Source organism: Acidimicrobiales bacterium, from assembly GCA_035547835.1.
Classification (GTDB): domain Bacteria; phylum Actinomycetota; class Acidimicrobiia; order Acidimicrobiales; family Iamiaceae; genus DASZTW01.
The window spans coordinates 236,364-251,720 of sequence record DASZTW010000017.1; the positions used below are offsets into that span (position 1 = coordinate 236,364).

Annotated in this window: 13 protein-coding genes; 3 read left to right on the plus strand and 10 right to left on the minus strand. The window is 69.8% G+C overall.

Annotation, left to right across the window (positions count from 1 at the left end):
* Window positions 1–3 precede the first annotated feature (3 nt).
* Window positions 4–1,185 carry an amidohydrolase family protein gene (locus VHA73_13820; protein HVX19103.1) on the minus strand — a complete coding sequence of 394 codons (1,182 nt, stop codon included), beginning with the start codon at window positions 1,183–1,185 and terminating at the stop codon, window positions 4–6.
* 113 nt (window positions 1,186–1,298) lie between these two features.
* Window positions 1,299–1,700 (minus strand): nuclear transport factor 2 family protein, encoded by a 402-nt coding sequence (locus VHA73_13825; protein ID HVX19104.1) that lies wholly within the window; start codon window positions 1,698–1,700, stop codon window positions 1,299–1,301.
* A 126-nt stretch (window positions 1,701–1,826) separates the two neighbouring features.
* Here VHA73_13825 and VHA73_13830 point away from each other — a divergent pair, with 126 nt between their 5' ends.
* The 3 genes from VHA73_13830 (at window position 1,827) to VHA73_13840 (ending at window position 4,449) form a co-directional block, all read left to right on the plus strand.
* The gene (locus VHA73_13830; protein HVX19105.1) at window positions 1,827–2,975 is read left to right on the plus strand and encodes a hypothetical protein; all 1,149 of its coding nucleotides are present in this window, start codon (window positions 1,827–1,829) and stop codon (window positions 2,973–2,975) included.
* Between the two features lie 62 nt (window positions 2,976–3,037).
* Window positions 3,038–3,475, plus strand: a complete 438-nt coding sequence (locus VHA73_13835) for an OB-fold domain-containing protein (GenBank protein HVX19106.1) — start codon at window positions 3,038–3,040, stop codon at window positions 3,473–3,475.
* A complete protein-coding gene (locus VHA73_13840; protein HVX19107.1) occupies window positions 3,472–4,449 on the plus strand; it encodes a TIGR03619 family F420-dependent LLM class oxidoreductase in 978 nt (325 codons plus the stop codon). Before VHA73_13835 ends, VHA73_13840 begins: the two co-directional genes overlap by 4 nt.
* A 32-nt stretch (window positions 4,450–4,481) precedes the next feature.
* On the opposite strand, the gene VHA73_13845 is transcribed toward VHA73_13840, so the two are convergent.
* The 8 genes from VHA73_13845 to VHA73_13880 all read right to left on the minus strand — a co-directional run bounded on the left by VHA73_13845 (window position 4,482) and on the right by VHA73_13880 (window position 15,354).
* Complete coding sequence (locus VHA73_13845; GenBank protein ID HVX19108.1) at window positions 4,482–5,444, minus strand: LLM class flavin-dependent oxidoreductase; 963 nt, start codon at window positions 5,442–5,444, stop codon at window positions 4,482–4,484.
* A complete protein-coding gene (locus tag VHA73_13850) occupies window positions 5,441–7,819 on the minus strand; it encodes a CoA transferase (protein ID HVX19109.1) in 2,379 nt (792 codons plus the stop codon). Before VHA73_13850 ends, VHA73_13845 begins: the two co-directional genes overlap by 4 nt.
* Window positions 7,819–9,498 carry an iron ABC transporter permease gene (locus VHA73_13855; protein ID HVX19110.1) on the minus strand — a complete coding sequence of 560 codons (1,680 nt, stop codon included), beginning with the start codon at window positions 9,496–9,498 and terminating at the stop codon, window positions 7,819–7,821. Before VHA73_13855 ends, VHA73_13850 begins: the two co-directional genes overlap by 1 nt.
* 51 nt (window positions 9,499–9,549) lie before the next feature.
* Window positions 9,550–10,578, minus strand: coding sequence for an extracellular solute-binding protein (locus VHA73_13860; protein HVX19111.1), 1,029 nt, complete (start codon window positions 10,576–10,578; stop codon window positions 9,550–9,552).
* Between the two features lie 387 nt (window positions 10,579–10,965).
* Window positions 10,966–12,093: a glycoside hydrolase family 16 protein gene (locus VHA73_13865; protein ID HVX19112.1), complete on the minus strand. Its 1,128-nt coding sequence runs from the start codon at window positions 12,091–12,093 to the stop codon at window positions 10,966–10,968.
* A 185-nt stretch (window positions 12,094–12,278) separates the two neighbouring features.
* Window positions 12,279–13,307, minus strand: coding sequence for an NAD-dependent epimerase/dehydratase family protein (locus VHA73_13870; protein ID HVX19113.1), 1,029 nt, complete (start codon window positions 13,305–13,307; stop codon window positions 12,279–12,281).
* Window positions 13,300–14,031 carry a TetR family transcriptional regulator gene (locus VHA73_13875; GenBank protein ID HVX19114.1) on the minus strand — a complete coding sequence of 244 codons (732 nt, stop codon included), beginning with the start codon at window positions 14,029–14,031 and terminating at the stop codon, window positions 13,300–13,302. The genes VHA73_13870 and VHA73_13875 overlap by 8 nt, the downstream gene beginning before the upstream one ends.
* Window positions 14,032–14,076: 45 nt before the next feature.
* The gene (locus VHA73_13880; GenBank protein ID HVX19115.1) at window positions 14,077–15,354 is read right to left on the minus strand and encodes a DUF4143 domain-containing protein; all 1,278 of its coding nucleotides are present in this window, start codon (window positions 15,352–15,354) and stop codon (window positions 14,077–14,079) included.
* Window positions 15,355–15,357 lie beyond the last annotated feature (3 nt).

The window sequence follows — 15,357 nt, forward strand, 5'->3', positions numbered from 1 at the left end:
CTCTCAGTCGAGGTGGTACAGCTCGGCCGCGTTGTCGTGCAGCACCCGTTGCAGCGCCGCCTTGGGGAACCCGCCGAGCTCTCGGGCGATGAACTCCCGGGGCGAAACCGCCGAGGTGGCAGGTCCGGGCGACATGCACGTGGGGTGTGGGAAGTCGGTTTCGTACAAGATGCACTCGGGACCGAGCTGTTCGATCGCTGCGAGTGCGGAGTCGGTCTCGAACCAGAAGCAGCCGTAGAACTGCCGTTTGAAGTACTCGCTCGGCAACAGGTCGTACTCGGGGTGCTCGAGGGGTACACCGCAGTTCTTCCACTGCCAGTCGAGGCCGCCGAGCGCAAACGGCAGCCAGCCGACGCCGCTCTCGACCGACACGAACTTCAGCCGGGGGAAGCGGTGCGCCACGCCGCCCGTGATCAACAGCGCGATCGGCTTCGCGTTGCTCATGCCGAACTGCATCGAGAACGACGCGTAGTTGGCGTGGCGGCCGCTGCCCTCATACGGCGAGTCGAACAGCGACATGTCGCCGGAGCCGATGTGAAAGTTGATCGACAGCTCGGCGTCTTGCGCTGCTGCCCACAGCCCGTCCCAGTACGGGTGGGTGAGCTTGGGGAGACCCCAGAACGCGGGCTCGCCGCTCATGATGATGCCTTTGTGGCCCAGGTCGGCGGCACGCTCGATCTCGGCGACCGTGGCGTCGAGGTCCCAGAACGGCACGGCCATGATCGGGATGTAACGGTCAGGCGCAGCCGACGCGTACTCCACGAGGAAGTCGTTGTACGCCTGGACGCAGGCGAGCTTGAGCTCATGGTCGCCAAGCGCGAGGTACTTGCCGGCGCCGAAGCCGGCGACGTTCGGGTACAGGACCTGCGCCCAGATGCCATGCTCGTCCATCCACGCGAGACGCTTGTGGGGGTCCCAGGTCGCGGGGTCGACATCGGCGAGGCGCGGTGGGTGGTCGGGGGGGAACTGCGACCAGCCAGCCTGGGCGGAACCGGCCGCCGCGCTGATGCGCTCATCGCCGAAATACCAGGCGTCCTCCTGAAGTTCCTCGTCGAACTTCACGTGCGGCACCTTGTCGCCCCACTTCTTGACCGAGAGACGGCTGGTCCACAAGTCATAGGGCTCGATCACGTGCGAGTCCGTGTCGATGACCTTGAAGCGGTCCACGTCCTGCGGCTCCAACATGTCTGGCCTCCCCTGGCGCGCGCCGCACCGATCGGACGGAGCCCGCCGCGAGCGCGGCTCGGCCTCCGTGGCTGCGCCTCACCTTACCTCATGAGGAATTGAGAAGCTAGGGGTCAACTGCCGACCGCGGGCACGCTGGCGTAGGCGGCGTAGGACTCGATGAGGCCGTCACCGGTCAACGTGACGGCAGAGACGAACGACCCGGCGGGTCGATCGCCTTTGGTGTGGAAGGTGCCACCGACGAAACCGCGGCGGCCGTCGAGCGCTGCGGCCTCGATCACGTGACGCACCTGACGAGGTCCCCGGTGCCCGAACAGCTCGATGAGCTCGTCGCGACCGTGCACCTCGTGGCGGAGGTTCTCCACGTCGTCTGCGTAAGGCGGGTGCGAGTAGAAGGCGTCAGCGGTGAAGCAGGCGGCTGCCTCGACGAGCTCGAAGCGCTCGAGCGCATCGAGGTACCTCCCCACCACCACCCGCAGGTCGTCGGCCGTCAGGTCCACCTTCTCCACGGTCATGCTGCTCCCCCGTTGTCGTGGGCGTCCGTCGAAACTGCCCTTGCCTTCCGCTGGCATTATCCTCATGATAAAACGAATTCATCTGGAGGAAAAGGGCAGAGGCCCGTCCGCCGCGGAGGAGGCCGCATGGATCAGTGGGGCACGAGCGCCATCGTCGGGATCGGCGAGACGGTGCCGGTGCGAACGAGTGCGCATTCCGAGGCGCAGCTCGCCTGGCAGGCCAGCCGTTCGGCGATCGCCGACGCCGGCCTGCGCCCAGACGACATCGACGCGCTGGTCCCTGTGTCGGCGGGCGTGCATCCCGACGAGCTCGCGGCCGCGCTCGGCATCGGCGAGTACCGCTTCGCTGCCTCGCGCTCGACGGCGGGCGGCGGGAGCGTCGGCGGGATGGAGCTGGCGCACCTGGCGATCGCATCGGGCATGGCAACCACCGTCCTGGTGTACTTCGCCTACCGGGGCTCACGGCCCGGCGGCCCGTACGGCGTGCACGCGCTCGACCCCGTGAAGTCGGCGATCGAGATGCCGGTGGGGTGGTACGGCCAGCCCGTGTACTTCGCGTCGATGGCTTCCCGCTACGGGCACCTCCACGGCCTCGACGACGAGGCGCTCGGCGGGGTCGCCGGCGCTGCGAGGCAGTGGGCGGCCACCACCGACACCGCGCTGCAGCAGACGCCGCTCGACCTCGATGCCTACCGCGCGTCGCCGATGATCGCCGCCCCGCTGCGGCGACCCGACTGCAGCTTGATCACCGACGGCGCCGGCGCTTACGTGGTGACCGGTCTGCGTCGCGCGCGCGATGCCCCACACCCGCCCGTCGTAGTTGCCGGCGCCGGGCTGGGATCGTTGCCGGCGACCACGCTCACCAGCTATTTCACCCAGTACCCCGAGCTTCCGCGCACGCCGGCCAGGTGCTCGGGGCCGCTGGTGTTCGAACGGGCCGGATTGAAGCCCGCCGACATCGACGTGGTCGAGGTGTACGACTGCTTTTCGATCTCCACGATCCTGCAACTGGAGGATCTGGGGTTCTGCGAACCGGGCGAGGGGGCCGTGCTGGCAGCGAGCGGCGCTTTGGCGCCCGGCGGCTCGCGTCCGGTCAACACCGGCGGCGGCCACCTCGCCCACTCCTTCCTGCCGGGCATGACCCATGTGCTCGAAGGCGTGCGACAGATGCGCCGAGACCGCGGCGTCGGCCAGGTGCCCGACGCCGAGACCTGCCTCGTCGGCGGTCTGGGGATCCCCGATCACGCCGCGGCGATCCTGACCGCCGACCGGTGAGCGCCGCCCGCCGATCCCCACGTGCAGCGAAGCCCGACGTCGATCCGCGCGAAGGAAGAGCCATGCCTGTCCCCGACTTCGACGGGCCCGTGCCCGACGACCTGGCCCCCTACTGGGAGGCGATCGCCGACGGCGCAGTGGCGTTCACGCGCTGCCGCGAGTGCCACCGCTCGTGTTGGTATCCGCTCGCCGCGAGCCCCTGTCATCCCGACGCGGGCCTCGAGTGGCACCGGGTGGAGCCGCTGGGCACCGTGTGGTCGTTCACGGCAGTGCAGCGCGACTTCCTGCCGGATGCCAGACCCGCCGCCCCCTATCTCGTGGGCCTCGTGGCGCTCGACGCGGATCCGTCGGTGCGGATCCCGGCGCTGCTGGGCGACCGGCCCGTCGACGGCGAGGCGCCTCCGTGGCTCGTGGTCGGCGCCGCGGTGCGGCTGGACCCGGTGAGCGCCCCCTCGGGCCGCGCGCTCCCCCGCTTCGTGCCGGCGGCGAGCGCCCGATGACCCGACTGCGGATCGGGGTCCGGGTCCCGTGCTACCGCCGCTGGTGCCGGCGCGAAGAGGCACGTGCGATCGCGCAGACCGCCGAGGAGCTCGGGTTCGACTCCCTGTGGGTGCAAGACCACCTCGTCGCACCCGTCGGCGATGACGCGGAGCTGCGCGTCGAGCAGGTCGATCCGTGGATGGACCCGGCGTCGGCCGCCCGCGAGCCCGCGCAGATCAAGGACTACTACGCGGCCGACGACTGGTGGCTCGACCCGTATGTCACGTGGGGGTTCCTCGCGGGCGTGACCGAACGGGTGCAGCTGGCAAGCGACATCATCGTGATCCCGTACCGCAACCCGGTGGTGCAGGCGAAGATGATCGGCACGCTCGACGTGCTGTCAGGCGGGCGGATGATCGTGGGCACGGGCACGGGGCACGTGCAGGCTGAGTCCGAGGCGATCGGTGTGCCGTACGAGGCACGGGGTCGAGCGCACGACGAGGGCCTGCGGGTGATCAGGGCGCTGTTGAGCAAGCCGGAGGCGAGCTTCGATGGCGAGCTCACGTCGTTCGGTCGGGTGCGGTCGCTCATCCGTCCGGTGCAACGCCCCTACCCGCCGATCTACGTGGGAGGCAACGCGCCGCGTTCGATCCGCAGAGCGGTGGAGCTCGGGGATGGCTGGCTTCCGACGAGTCCGACACCGGCGGGGCTCGAGCGCGGCGTCGCCCTCCTGCACGAGGCATGCGAGCGCGCCGGCCGCGCGGTGCCGCCGACCGTGGGCGCGTCGATACCGGGGAACCTGCGGTTCGCGACGCCGAGCCTGCGTGCGGGCCGCCGGCCCACCACGACCGTTGGTGAGGCCATCGACCTGCTCACGAGCTACGCCGAGGCGGGCGCCGAGCACGTGGCCCTCGGGTTCGCCATGCCGACTGCCGACGTGTACCTCGAGCAGATCGAGCTGTTCGCTGCCGAGGTGTTGCCGGCGGTGCGCTGATCCCGGCCGAGCGCGCGGGCGTCGAACGCGGTTCACGATCCCCATGGCAGTGTGTGACGTGCGGAGGCGAGGAGCTCACCGACCGAGCGGACCTGCTGCTGGACGACTTCGGGTGCGGCCCCGGCAACGTGCACGCGCACGTTCATCGCCGACGCGCCGACGGCGGCAAGGTCTTGTGCCAGCCGCTCCACGAGCAGCGCGGGGTCGCCCGACGTGCCGTCGTGGTGGAAGCCGCCGGCTTGCCGCATCCCCGCGGCCGCTGCCTGGCGGAACTGGTCGGCAGCGGCGCGTGCTGCTGCGGTGTTCGGTCGCTCCCCAATCCACAGGTGGCGGATCCACACGACCGGTCCGACTCCGCCCGCGGCGCGATAGCGACGGGCAAGGTCGCCGAGGCGGGCAGGATCCTCACCCCCCGGGAAGACCAGGCCGAGCTGGAGGCGCGCCAGCGCGTCGACGCCCGTCGTGCTGTTGGCCCCGCCCAACAACGGCACCGCATCGGTGGCCAGCGCGGCCACCGCCGGATCGACGGCAAGGCCGCCGTCGCCGCGCAGCTCCTCAGCGAGCACCTCGAGCGCGGCTCGGCTGCGCCGTATGCGATCGTCGAACGGCACGTCGAGGGCGTCGAAGTCCGTGCGGGCGTAGCCCGGCGCCACGGCGGCGCCCACGCGTCCGGGGAATCGTGCCGCGGTCCACGCGATCTCCTCGGCCACGAGCCTCGGGTTGCGCACGCCCAGCAGCATCGGCGCCGGCGCAGCCCACACTGTTCGGGTGGCGCTGAGCAACCAGTTGACGGCCAGCAGCGGCTGGGGCAGGTAGCCGGGGAAGCCCGCGTGGTGCTCACTCACGGTGACGCCGTCGAAACCTTCCTGCTCGGCGACGCGGCCGAGCTCGATGAGGTGCTCGACGCGCTTGGCTGCACTCGTCTGGTCGCTGAGGTGCAGGCCCAGCGAGATCGACCCGTGGCCGAATGGTGTGACAGCCCGATCGCCGGTCACGCGGTACGCGCGTCGCGCGTGGGCGTTCGTTGACCGGCAAGAAGCGAGTGATGGACCCACTCGTTGTCGGCCCCGAGTGATGGCGCACCACTTCGCTCGGGGAACGGAACGTCGTCGAACTCGAGCAGTCGCGCCACCATCCGAACGCGCCCGTGATCAGCCAGGTCGAGCTCGGCGACGCGGCCAGATGCAAGGTTCGCGTCGTCGAGTAGATACCGGGAGTACCACTCGGCCTCGTCCACCACAGCGCAAGGCACCCCGGCATCGCGCAGATCGCGCTCCCACTCGAGCGCGGGACGACCGAAGAACTGGTAGGCGAGGGGCTCGGCGAGGTCGGTGCCCGCCGGGTCATGCGGGTCGGGCGAAGCGTCGAGAACCACACGCAGGAGCGAGTCCACCTCGGCGGCACGACGGCAGCTGATGGCGAGCCACCCTTCGAGGCACTGGTAGATGCGCTGCGCGGCCGACCAACCCATTTCCTCGTCGTCGATGAGCGGCAGCACCGATCGGGGCTGGCCATCGACGATGAACCAGTGCGACGTGGCGAGCAGCGACGAGTGCAGCTGCGGGCACTCGATGTCGTCGGCGCATCCCGTTCGGTCGCGCCCGATCACCCCGAGCAGCACGCCCACGGCGCTGAGCATGCCGTTGTAGTAGTCCTCGTTGCCGAAGCTCTGGTGCGGCGGGTGGTCGCCGCCGGTCGCCTCGCTCATGATCCCGACGAAGCCCGACAGAAGCGGGGCGAAGCTCTGCAACGCCGACTTCGGACCGGTGGAGCCGTACCCGGGCGCGTAGCTGTAGACCAGTTCGGGGTTGGCGCCGCGTGCGCTCGCAGCGTCGATGCCGACCCGTTCCGCTGTGCCGGGGCGGAAGTTGTGCTGCACGGCGTCGGCCCACCGGAACAGCGCACCCAACAGCTGCGGCGCATCGTCGCCCTTCAAGTCCACCGCGACGCTGCGTTTGCCGTGGTTGGCAGCGTGGAACGGGTCGGGCATCACGCGGATCGGGTCGCCGTGCACCGGTTCGACCTTGATCACCTCGGCGCCGAGGTCCGACAGGATTCGGTTGCCGTAGGCCGCTGCGAACCACGACGAGAACTCGAGCAGATGCAACCCGGCGAGCGGTCCGGTCCCTCCCTGGACCTCAGACGCGCTTCCGATGCCGGTGCCCCGAGAGTTGTCGAGCTCACCGCGCAGGCCCGGCGCGGTCCACCCCTGTTCGCGCACGGCCCTGTTGTCGTCGCCGTCGGTCGGGATCCGGCCGCCGGCGGCGCCGGGCTGGTGACGGAAGCTGATCGGGGGGCCGACCACCGAGCGCGGGTCGCCGTCGGGTCCCGCCACGTCGATCACCAGGCGTGCATGCTCGACCTGCGGGTCGGTGAAGGCCACGGCGGGCGCTTGCAACGGCAGCGCCGCCACCTGCGCGTCCCACAGCAACGACAGCCATTCGCCGGCGGGTCGAGCCGCCATCAGCGCGGGCAACTCGCGATCGAGCACTTCGAGGTCGACGTCGGTGAGGTCGGTGGCCGTCTCCGGTCGGTCGGGATCGGGGGCGCTGACCTGGTCGGCGAGACCCATGAGCTCGACGAAGCGGCCGAACGCGCCCTGGGCGCCGGTGTGCACTTGGATCAGGGCGCCGTCGCCACATTCGAACCTGCGCAGGAGCATCCGGCGATGGCCGAGGTCGAGGTCGCCGTTGGCGGTGCGGCCCTGGATGTACGACACGCGACGCTCGCTCCACCACTGCATGGTGCGCTGCGCGAGCACGGCAGCGTCGAGTCCGACTGAGGTGGCAGCACCCTCGCCCGCATGCAGGCGGTGGCGCAGGCCGGCAAGGGCGCCGATCACGGTGAGGAGCCCGGAGCTGTACGCGATGGCGGGGTGCCCGAGAAACGTGGGTCCGGGTGTGTGGCCGGGGCTGGCGGCCATGGCCCCGTAGCGCGCAGCCGCGATGATGTCGTCTTCGCAGTCGGCCTCGCCGCCGGTGAGCGCCACGGTCACCAGCCCTGGAGCCTCGGCACGCAGCGCTCGGCTGTCGAGGCCGGCCCGGGCTAGCTCGAGCTGGTCGTCCTCGATCAACGCGATGTCCGCGGTCGAGCCGAGCTGGCGGAGCAGGTCGACATCGGCGGTGGACCCGAGGTCGACGGTGATCGAGCGCTTGCCACGGTCCCAGGGGAGCGGCTCCGCGCTCTGGCGTGCTCGGTGCACGTCGCCTCGCACGACCCGGATCACCTCTGCGCCGTAGTCCGCGAGCAGCACGCCGGCGATCCCACCCCCATACGACAGGCTCAGGTCGAGCACGCGCACCCCCACCAGGGCGCCAGATCGCACCGGTTCTTCCGCGGTGGGCGTCTCTTCGCTCGGTGAGCGCGCCATCACAGGTTCTCCGCCATCCGTCGACCACCGCCCACCGCGAAGGCCAACGCGACACCGACCGCGGCGATCACACACATGACCAGCGCCATCGCTGCCACGATCGGGTACGAGGTCGACGTCCAGAGGTCGAACAGCACGGTTCCCATGACGTTCGTGCGTGTGGAGCGCACGAGTAGCGACGCGCTGAACTCGTGCGTGAGCAGCACGAACATGAGCGCTGCAGCCCCGCCGAGCGCGGCCCGCACCAGGGGCAACACGATGGTGAGGTGGCAGCGGAGCCGGCTGGCTCCGGCGACGCGAGCAGACTCCTCGAACACCGTGCCGAGCGCGCTGCGACTCGAGATCACGAACCTCGTGGCGTACGGGAGCATCAAGGTGATGTACACGAGCAGGATCACGAAGTTGGTGCCGTACAGCACGAACGGGCCGCGGGTGTATGCGAAGAGGAACCCGGCGCCAAACACGACCGCGGGGACCCCGAGCGGCAGGAACGTGATGAACTCGAGCGTGCGCCGCAACAGGGCCGGAGTGTCCTCGCGGCGCATCAACTCGGCCACGAGGTAGCCGACGAGGAGCACGATGAGCACGCCACCCACCGCGAGCACCAGGGAGTTTCGGATGGCGCCCGACAGCTGCGGGTCGTGGAAGACCTGGGTGAAGTTCGCGAACGTGAACTTGTCGGTCTGGATGTGGCGTGAGTAGAAGGGCGACAGCGCCACGACGGTGAGGCCGAACAACGGCAGGCCCAACGCGACGATGGCATACACGGTGACCGGCACGATCGACCAGGCGGTGGGCCGCAGCGACGAGCGCGAGGCGCGTCCGCCTTGGGTCACGTAGCGCCCCTCGTCGCGCAGGCTGAGGCGCTGGAGGCCAACGATCACCAGGCCCGCGAGCAACAGCGGCGTGGCCAGCACGGCGGCGACGCCGTAGTCGATCGGCGGGTTGGCCGTGCGGTCGTAGATCACGGTCGTGAGCACACGGATGTTCTCCTGCGGCCCGAGCAGCAGCGGAGCGGTGAACTGGCCCAGCGCGAGCAGCAACGTGATGCCCGAGCCGTACAGGATCACGGGGCGCAGGAGCGGAAGCGTGACGGTGCGCAGGACGCGACTTGGCGTCGAGCCGAACACGGCACCGGCCTCGAGCAGCTCGGCGTTCATGTTCGCGAGACCCGAGCGGATGAACACGTACATGAAGCTGGTCAGCGCGAAGCCGGTGATGATGATGATCCACGGCTTGCTGTAGATGTCGATCGGGCCGCTGCCGTTGGGGTCCATCCCCAGAACGGCGCGGATGAAGGCGTTGAGGTACCCGACTTTGGGCGACAACAGCAGCGCCCACCCGACCACGTTCGCGACCGCGGGGATCACGAGGGGGAGCACGGGCAGCATCCCCATCCACGCCCACCGGCGCGGCAGGCGCGTGGCCACGAGCGCCAGCGCGACCCCGAGCACCAAGCTGATCACCACCGACCCGATGGCGAGCTCGACGGTGGTCCATATCACCTCGCCGAGACCGGCGATGTGCCGAGCATCGGTCGCTGCCTGGTTGCCGTTCCGTGTGGCCTCTTGGACCAGGCGGAACATGGGCCAGACCACCAGGTAGCCAACCGCTGTCAGCAGCGCTCCGAGCTGGAGCGATGACCGCCAGTCGAGGCGGCGAAGTCGCAGGGCGAGCACCGGCTCAGCCTCCCGGGTGAGCCCGGAGGCCGAGCCGGGTCGACAGGTGTCTCATCGGCCGAAGGTCTTGTTCCACTCGCTGATGAGCGCGTTCTGCTCGTCGATGGAGGTGGTCACCGGGTCGACCTCGTTGGCCATCAAGATGCCTTTCACCCCATCCAGGCCAGGTGCCTGGTCCTGGCCGAAGGCGCGTTGTCCGGCTTTGGAGAGCATGAAGTTCATGAACACCTGGGCGGCGTTCGGGTGCGTGTTCCACTTGACGATGAACGAGTCGATCGGCGCGCCCCATGCCGGGTTGACCTGCAGGTACTCCACCGGCGCGCCCTTGTCCTTGTCGGCGAGGATCGACGGCGTGGCGTAGCTGGCCACGTCGATCTCGCCTGCCTCGAGGGCCTGTTGCATCGGCACGAGCGTCTCGTAGACGCGCGGCTTTTGGGCGGCGAGCTTCGTCAGGAAGTCATCGCCCAAGTGCTTCTCGAGGAAGCTGTAGTAGTCGGCGGTGCCACCCGTGCTTGGCTTGACGATGCCGATCTTGCCGCCCTTGAACTCGGGCTTGAGCAGATCTTCGTAGCCTTTCAGCGGCGTGCTCACGGCGTCGGTGTTCCACGCGATCCCGAGGACGGTGTAGCTGGAGACGACCGCGTCGGGCCCGAGCTCGGCCTTGCTGCTCGCCCAGTCGGCAAACGCGGGTCCCTTGATGTCGACGAGCTGCCCGGCGGGACGCAGTTCGGGAACGAGGTCCTGTTCGCTGTGCGACACCACGTCGGCGCCCTTGCTGCCCGTGGTGCGCTCGGCGTCGAGCTTCGACTTGACCTCGCTGAGGACGCGCACGCCCTGGACTTTGATGTCGGGGTACGCCTTCTCGAAGGCGTCGATCACGTGGGTGGCGGTGGGCGGCGGCACGACGTAGTACCAGACGACGCTGCCTTCCTTGTTGGCCGCGTCGAGCACCTTTTGCCATTCGGGCGATGCCGTGGAAGTCGGCGAGGAGCCGCCAGCGGCGTCGCTCGAAGACGCTTTGCTGCTCCCACTGCTGCCGCACCCGGCGACGAGCAGGAGCGCCGCAACGAGCGCTCCCACGATCGACCCATGTCGCAACGTCGTGTTCCGCACCGTACGGATCCCCCCGTTCGTGTCGCGCGGGCGCCCATTCGGGGCACCTGCTCAATGCCCCCCTGTCCGACGATCCGATCGCACGCCATATTTATCAGGAGGTTTGGCTAATCCTACCGACGAATACGGAGGTGTCAAGGGTCCGGTGCCACGTTCCGCACCCGCGGAGGTGAGCGCCGGCCCGGGGATCTGCCGCGCCGAGCTGGCAGCGGCACCGCGGAGGGGGCGGCGGCGCTCGGCCGCCGTTCGCAGGCGCGCAAGGAGGTGGCACCGGTCGACAGGCTCGCCGGGACGCCACGGACGTGGCGGGCTTCGCCGCTCAACCGAGTCGGCGCCGGTGCCGGCGCCGCGTGGTCAGCGCCAGATGCGGACCCACTCGACCTTGGTGGTGTTGACGTCGGGCGTCGCCGCGGTGGCCCGGTTGTCGAACGACTTCTCGGGGTGCAGGAAGTTCTGGATGTTCACGCCGAGGGCCTGGGTCAGGCTCAAGAAGAACGGCTGGTCGAACGGCGCCGGGGCGGTGAGACCGCCGTTGGGCACGTAGTGGTCGATGAAGCACACGTTGCCGTTGTAGAGGACGGTGAGCGTGCCGGGCGTCCACTCGAGCCCGTAGGTGTTGTAGGCCGACAGGTCGATGGCGCAGCGGTTGACCGGGTCGTCGTTCGAGACCACGTTGGTGCCGGTGGCGTCGTCGCGGGTGCTGGCGTCCATGCCGTAGTGGATGTAGGGCGTGACCTCTGAGGGCGACGCGAACGGCGAGTAGAACTCGGCGAAGTCGATCTCACCGGACTTCGGCCAGGCGCCGTAGTACGTGGGGCTGTCGGGCCACAGCCAGAAGGTCTCCTGCAGGCCGACGGCGGTGGTCTGGGGCAGCTTGGCGCGCACCTCGAACTTGCCGTAGGTCTGCGAGAACTTCTGGAAGCCCATCACCTGCGCGGCGGTCCATTGGGTGGTGAAGGTGGTGTTGCCGAACAGCCACGACAGCCCGTTGGGGTAGCTGCACTTGAAGGTGAAGGGCTCGCGGCGAGCCGACAAGTTCAAGGTGCCGTCGGCCACGTTCACGTTGTCGGCGCTGTTCACGTAGCACGCCCGCGAGGGGCTGTCGCCGGCGACGATGCGGCTCGCCTCGGTGGTCTGCCATGTCCAGCGGTTGGTGTCGAGGGCGTTGGCGTCGCCGGTGGAGGCGTCGAACTCGTCGTCGAAGGTGCACTGCCACGGCGTGCCGTCGCTCTTGTAGATCGTGACGCCGCCGCAGGTCGGCGTGGTCGGTGGCACGGCGACCGTGGCGATCGGCGTGAACGACGAGGCTGCACTGCACTGGCCGAGCAGCTGCTGCAACGGGTTGCACCCGGCCGACGCTGCCCGGCCTCTGGCCGACGCCGAGCTCGTCGCCGACGCGGCCCCGACCCCGCCGATCGCGCTGAGCGCCATCAACGCGGCTGCGACCAACGCACCCGCCCCGGCTCGCCTCTTGTGCCCCATGGCGCCCACCCCCATTTTGTCCGTTTGGTGCGGTGAGCGTGGCACCCATCGGCGCGGGCCGCAACCGGTCCGCTGCGCCCCGGTCCTCCAACGCGCACGCGACGACGAGGCGCGCTCTGAGTTGCACGATTGCCAGCGGGCAACTCCAGGAGCCGACTTGGCAGCTTTGAGCATCCCCGCGTGGGCTACGGGGTGCCGATGCCGTGGGCGAGGAGGCTCTGGGCGCAGGCGACCACGGTCTCGGCGGCGGGGCGGGGCTGCCAGCCGAGCACGCTTTGGGCTTTGGCGGTGGTGTGGCGGTTGCGGCGGCCGAGCGAGGGGGTGATGGAGCGGAGGCCTTCGTCGCCGAAGCGGGCGGCGAGGCGCACGGCGAGGTCGGGGAGCTGGCGGGTGCGCACGCGTGACGCGGCGTCGCCGAGCTCGGCGCGCAGGGTGCGGGCGATGTCGCGCATCCACACGAACTCGCCGGTGGCCAAGAACCGCTCCCCTGCCGCTTCGGGCACGGTGAGGGCGCGCAGGTGGGCGTCGGCGAGGTCGCGCACGTCGACGACTTCGAGGCCGATGCGGGGAACGCCGGGCATCTTGCCGGCGAGCATGCGGGCGATGACGCCGACCGAGCCGATGTTCGCGGTGGTCATGATGGGGCCGAGCACGGCACCGGGGAGCACGGTCACGAGCTCGGGTGCGTCGGCGGTGGTGGCGACGTGGTCCCATGCGGCCAGCTCGGCGACGGTCTTGGAGCGCCGGTACGGGATCAGGGTGGGGTCATTCGGGTCGGTCCACAGCGCCTCGTCGGTGACCCCCTCTTCGGCGTACGACGAGGGGCTGGCGGCGTTGGCGGCCGACGTCATCACCACCCGCTGCACGCCAGCGCGGGTGGCGGCGCGCAGCACGCGGAGCGTGCCGTTGCGGGCGATGTCGACGGCTGCGTCGGCGTCGCCGGGCAGCCTGGCGCCGATGGGCGAGGCGACGTGGAGCACGTGGTCGACGCCGCGCATCGCGTCGTCCCAGCCGTCGTCGCTGGCGAGATCGGTGGAGGCGACTTCGATGGCGTCGACGTCGGCCACTTCGGACCGAGCTGCGTCGAGCACGCGCTGGCGGGCGTCGGCGCTGCGGACGGTGGCGCGCACCTGATAGCCGCGGCGGGCGAGCTCGGCGAGGCACCACCCGGCGATGTAGCCGGTGCCGCCGGTGACGAGCACCCGTTCAGACACGGGCCCGTCCCGATCGCTGCCGAGGGCTGGCGGATCGAGCGGTCGGCTTGCGGCTGGCGGCCAGCTCGACCGTGCCGACGAGGTGGGTGAACAGCCCGTCGCGCACCAGCGTGGCGAACGCAACGGTGGGGAGGCCGCCGAACTCGGCGTTGACCTTGGCGATCTCGGGCGACGGGCGCTCGTAGCTCCACAGCGCCCCGGCGAGCACGGTGACGAGCCCGGCGAACGACCGGGCCGACCGTGCGCTCAGCCCGGGAAGGCGCTGTTGCACCCAGGCCTGGAGACGGTCGGCGTTGGCGATGGCTTGGCGCTTCCAGTCGAGCGCGGCCCGCTCGGAGATGTTGCGCTCGAGCACGCCGGCCAGGTTGGCGAGCAGCTCGCACAGCAGGGGTCGTGCGGCGAGCGTGTCGGCCAGCGTCGAGGCGACGGCGCGCTCGGCGGCGTGCGCGGAGCGACGGCCACCGGGGGCGGTGGCGGCCTGGGTGTCGAGCTCGTCGAGCCAGTCGGACCACTCGGTGGTGAGCACGGTGAGGTAGATGGCTTCGCGGCTGTCGAAGTAGCGCAACACGTTCGACTTCGCGAGCCCCACCTCGGCGCTGATCTGGTTGAGGCTGACATCGGCGAGCCGCCGATCGGCGAGCAGCTCGCGTGCGACCGCAACGATGGCCGCCCGTCGCTCGGCCACCTGCTCGGGCCGCCGGGCACGTCGGAAGTCGGAGGGCATGCACAGCAGTATAACAGACCAGTGGTCTGTTATTAACGGCGGCGGTCAGGTGACAACCGTCCGCCACAACCGATCAATCGGCATGACGTGGAGTCGGTCGTCGAAGGTGTAGGAGCGGGCACCGGTACTAAACGCCACGCCAGCGATGAAGCGGTCTCCGACCGAGTCGCGCAGCTTGTGCAAACCCCCGAGATGCTTGCCGGCGACTCGCTCGTTGGCCTTCACCTCGAACGCCAACACCCCACCGTCGGAGAACTCGATGACGACGTCCACCTCGTCATCGTCGACGCGCCAATGGCCAAGGGTGACCGATTCGTCGAGCCATGACACCTGCTTGCGCAGCTCGCCTACCACGAACGTCTCGAGGAGGTGCCCGAACTCGGTCAGATGCGTTGGGTCGAGGGTGGCGAGCTTGGCGGCGCTGGAACCGAGCAGCCAGGCGGCGAGGCCCGAGTCGACAACATGCACCTTTGGTTGCTTGGCCGCCCGGGCCCGCAGTGACTTCCCCCATGCGGGTAGTCGATAGACCAGGAAGAGGTCTTCGAGGAGGCGAACGTAGCCGTCAATCGTCTCGCGATGTGCATCGAGACCCCGGGCGGCCGAAGCGACATTCAGGCTCTGCCCGGTTTGGCCGGCGAGCCGGTCGAGCAGATCGCGCAGCACCTGCCGTTGCCGCACCCGTGCGAGGTCCACGGCATCGCGTTCGATGCTCAGGCGCACGTAGTCGTCGAACCAGCGCGCCCGAGCGGCGCCGCTCCGGCGGCGCGCCAGCGGGAAGCCGCCGGCCATCACACGCTTGACGTAGTCCTGCCGGGTCGTCGTCGACGTGGGATGCGCGGCCACGACGTCGGAGGGTGCCGCGCGAAGAGACACGAGGAGGTTCTCGGACACACCGTCGATCTCGCCTTGGGATAGGGGCAGGATCGTGAGCACGTGCATGCGCCCCGTGAGCGCTTGCGCCGTGCGAGGAATCGCGTCGTGCCGGGTCGATCCGGTGAGGACCGCCGTGCCTGGCTGCGCCCCCTCGCGGTTCAGTCGCGCCTTGATGGCATCAAGGATGTCGAGGGCCTTTTGATACTCGTCGACGCACAGTGGCGAGGGGCCGCCCGCCGCTGCCGCGGTGTTCGCCTGGACCGCCTCGAGCGTGGCCGGGTCGTCGAGATCGAGCACGGCGACGTCGCTGGCAGCGGCGAAAGCTCGCAGGAGCGTCGACTTGCCCACGGCACGCGGACCGTGCAGGGCGATCACCGGCTCGTCGATGATCAAGCGGTCCAGTACTTCGAGGAGCCGGCGCTCAACGATGCTCTCAGGGAACCCAGGCACGCA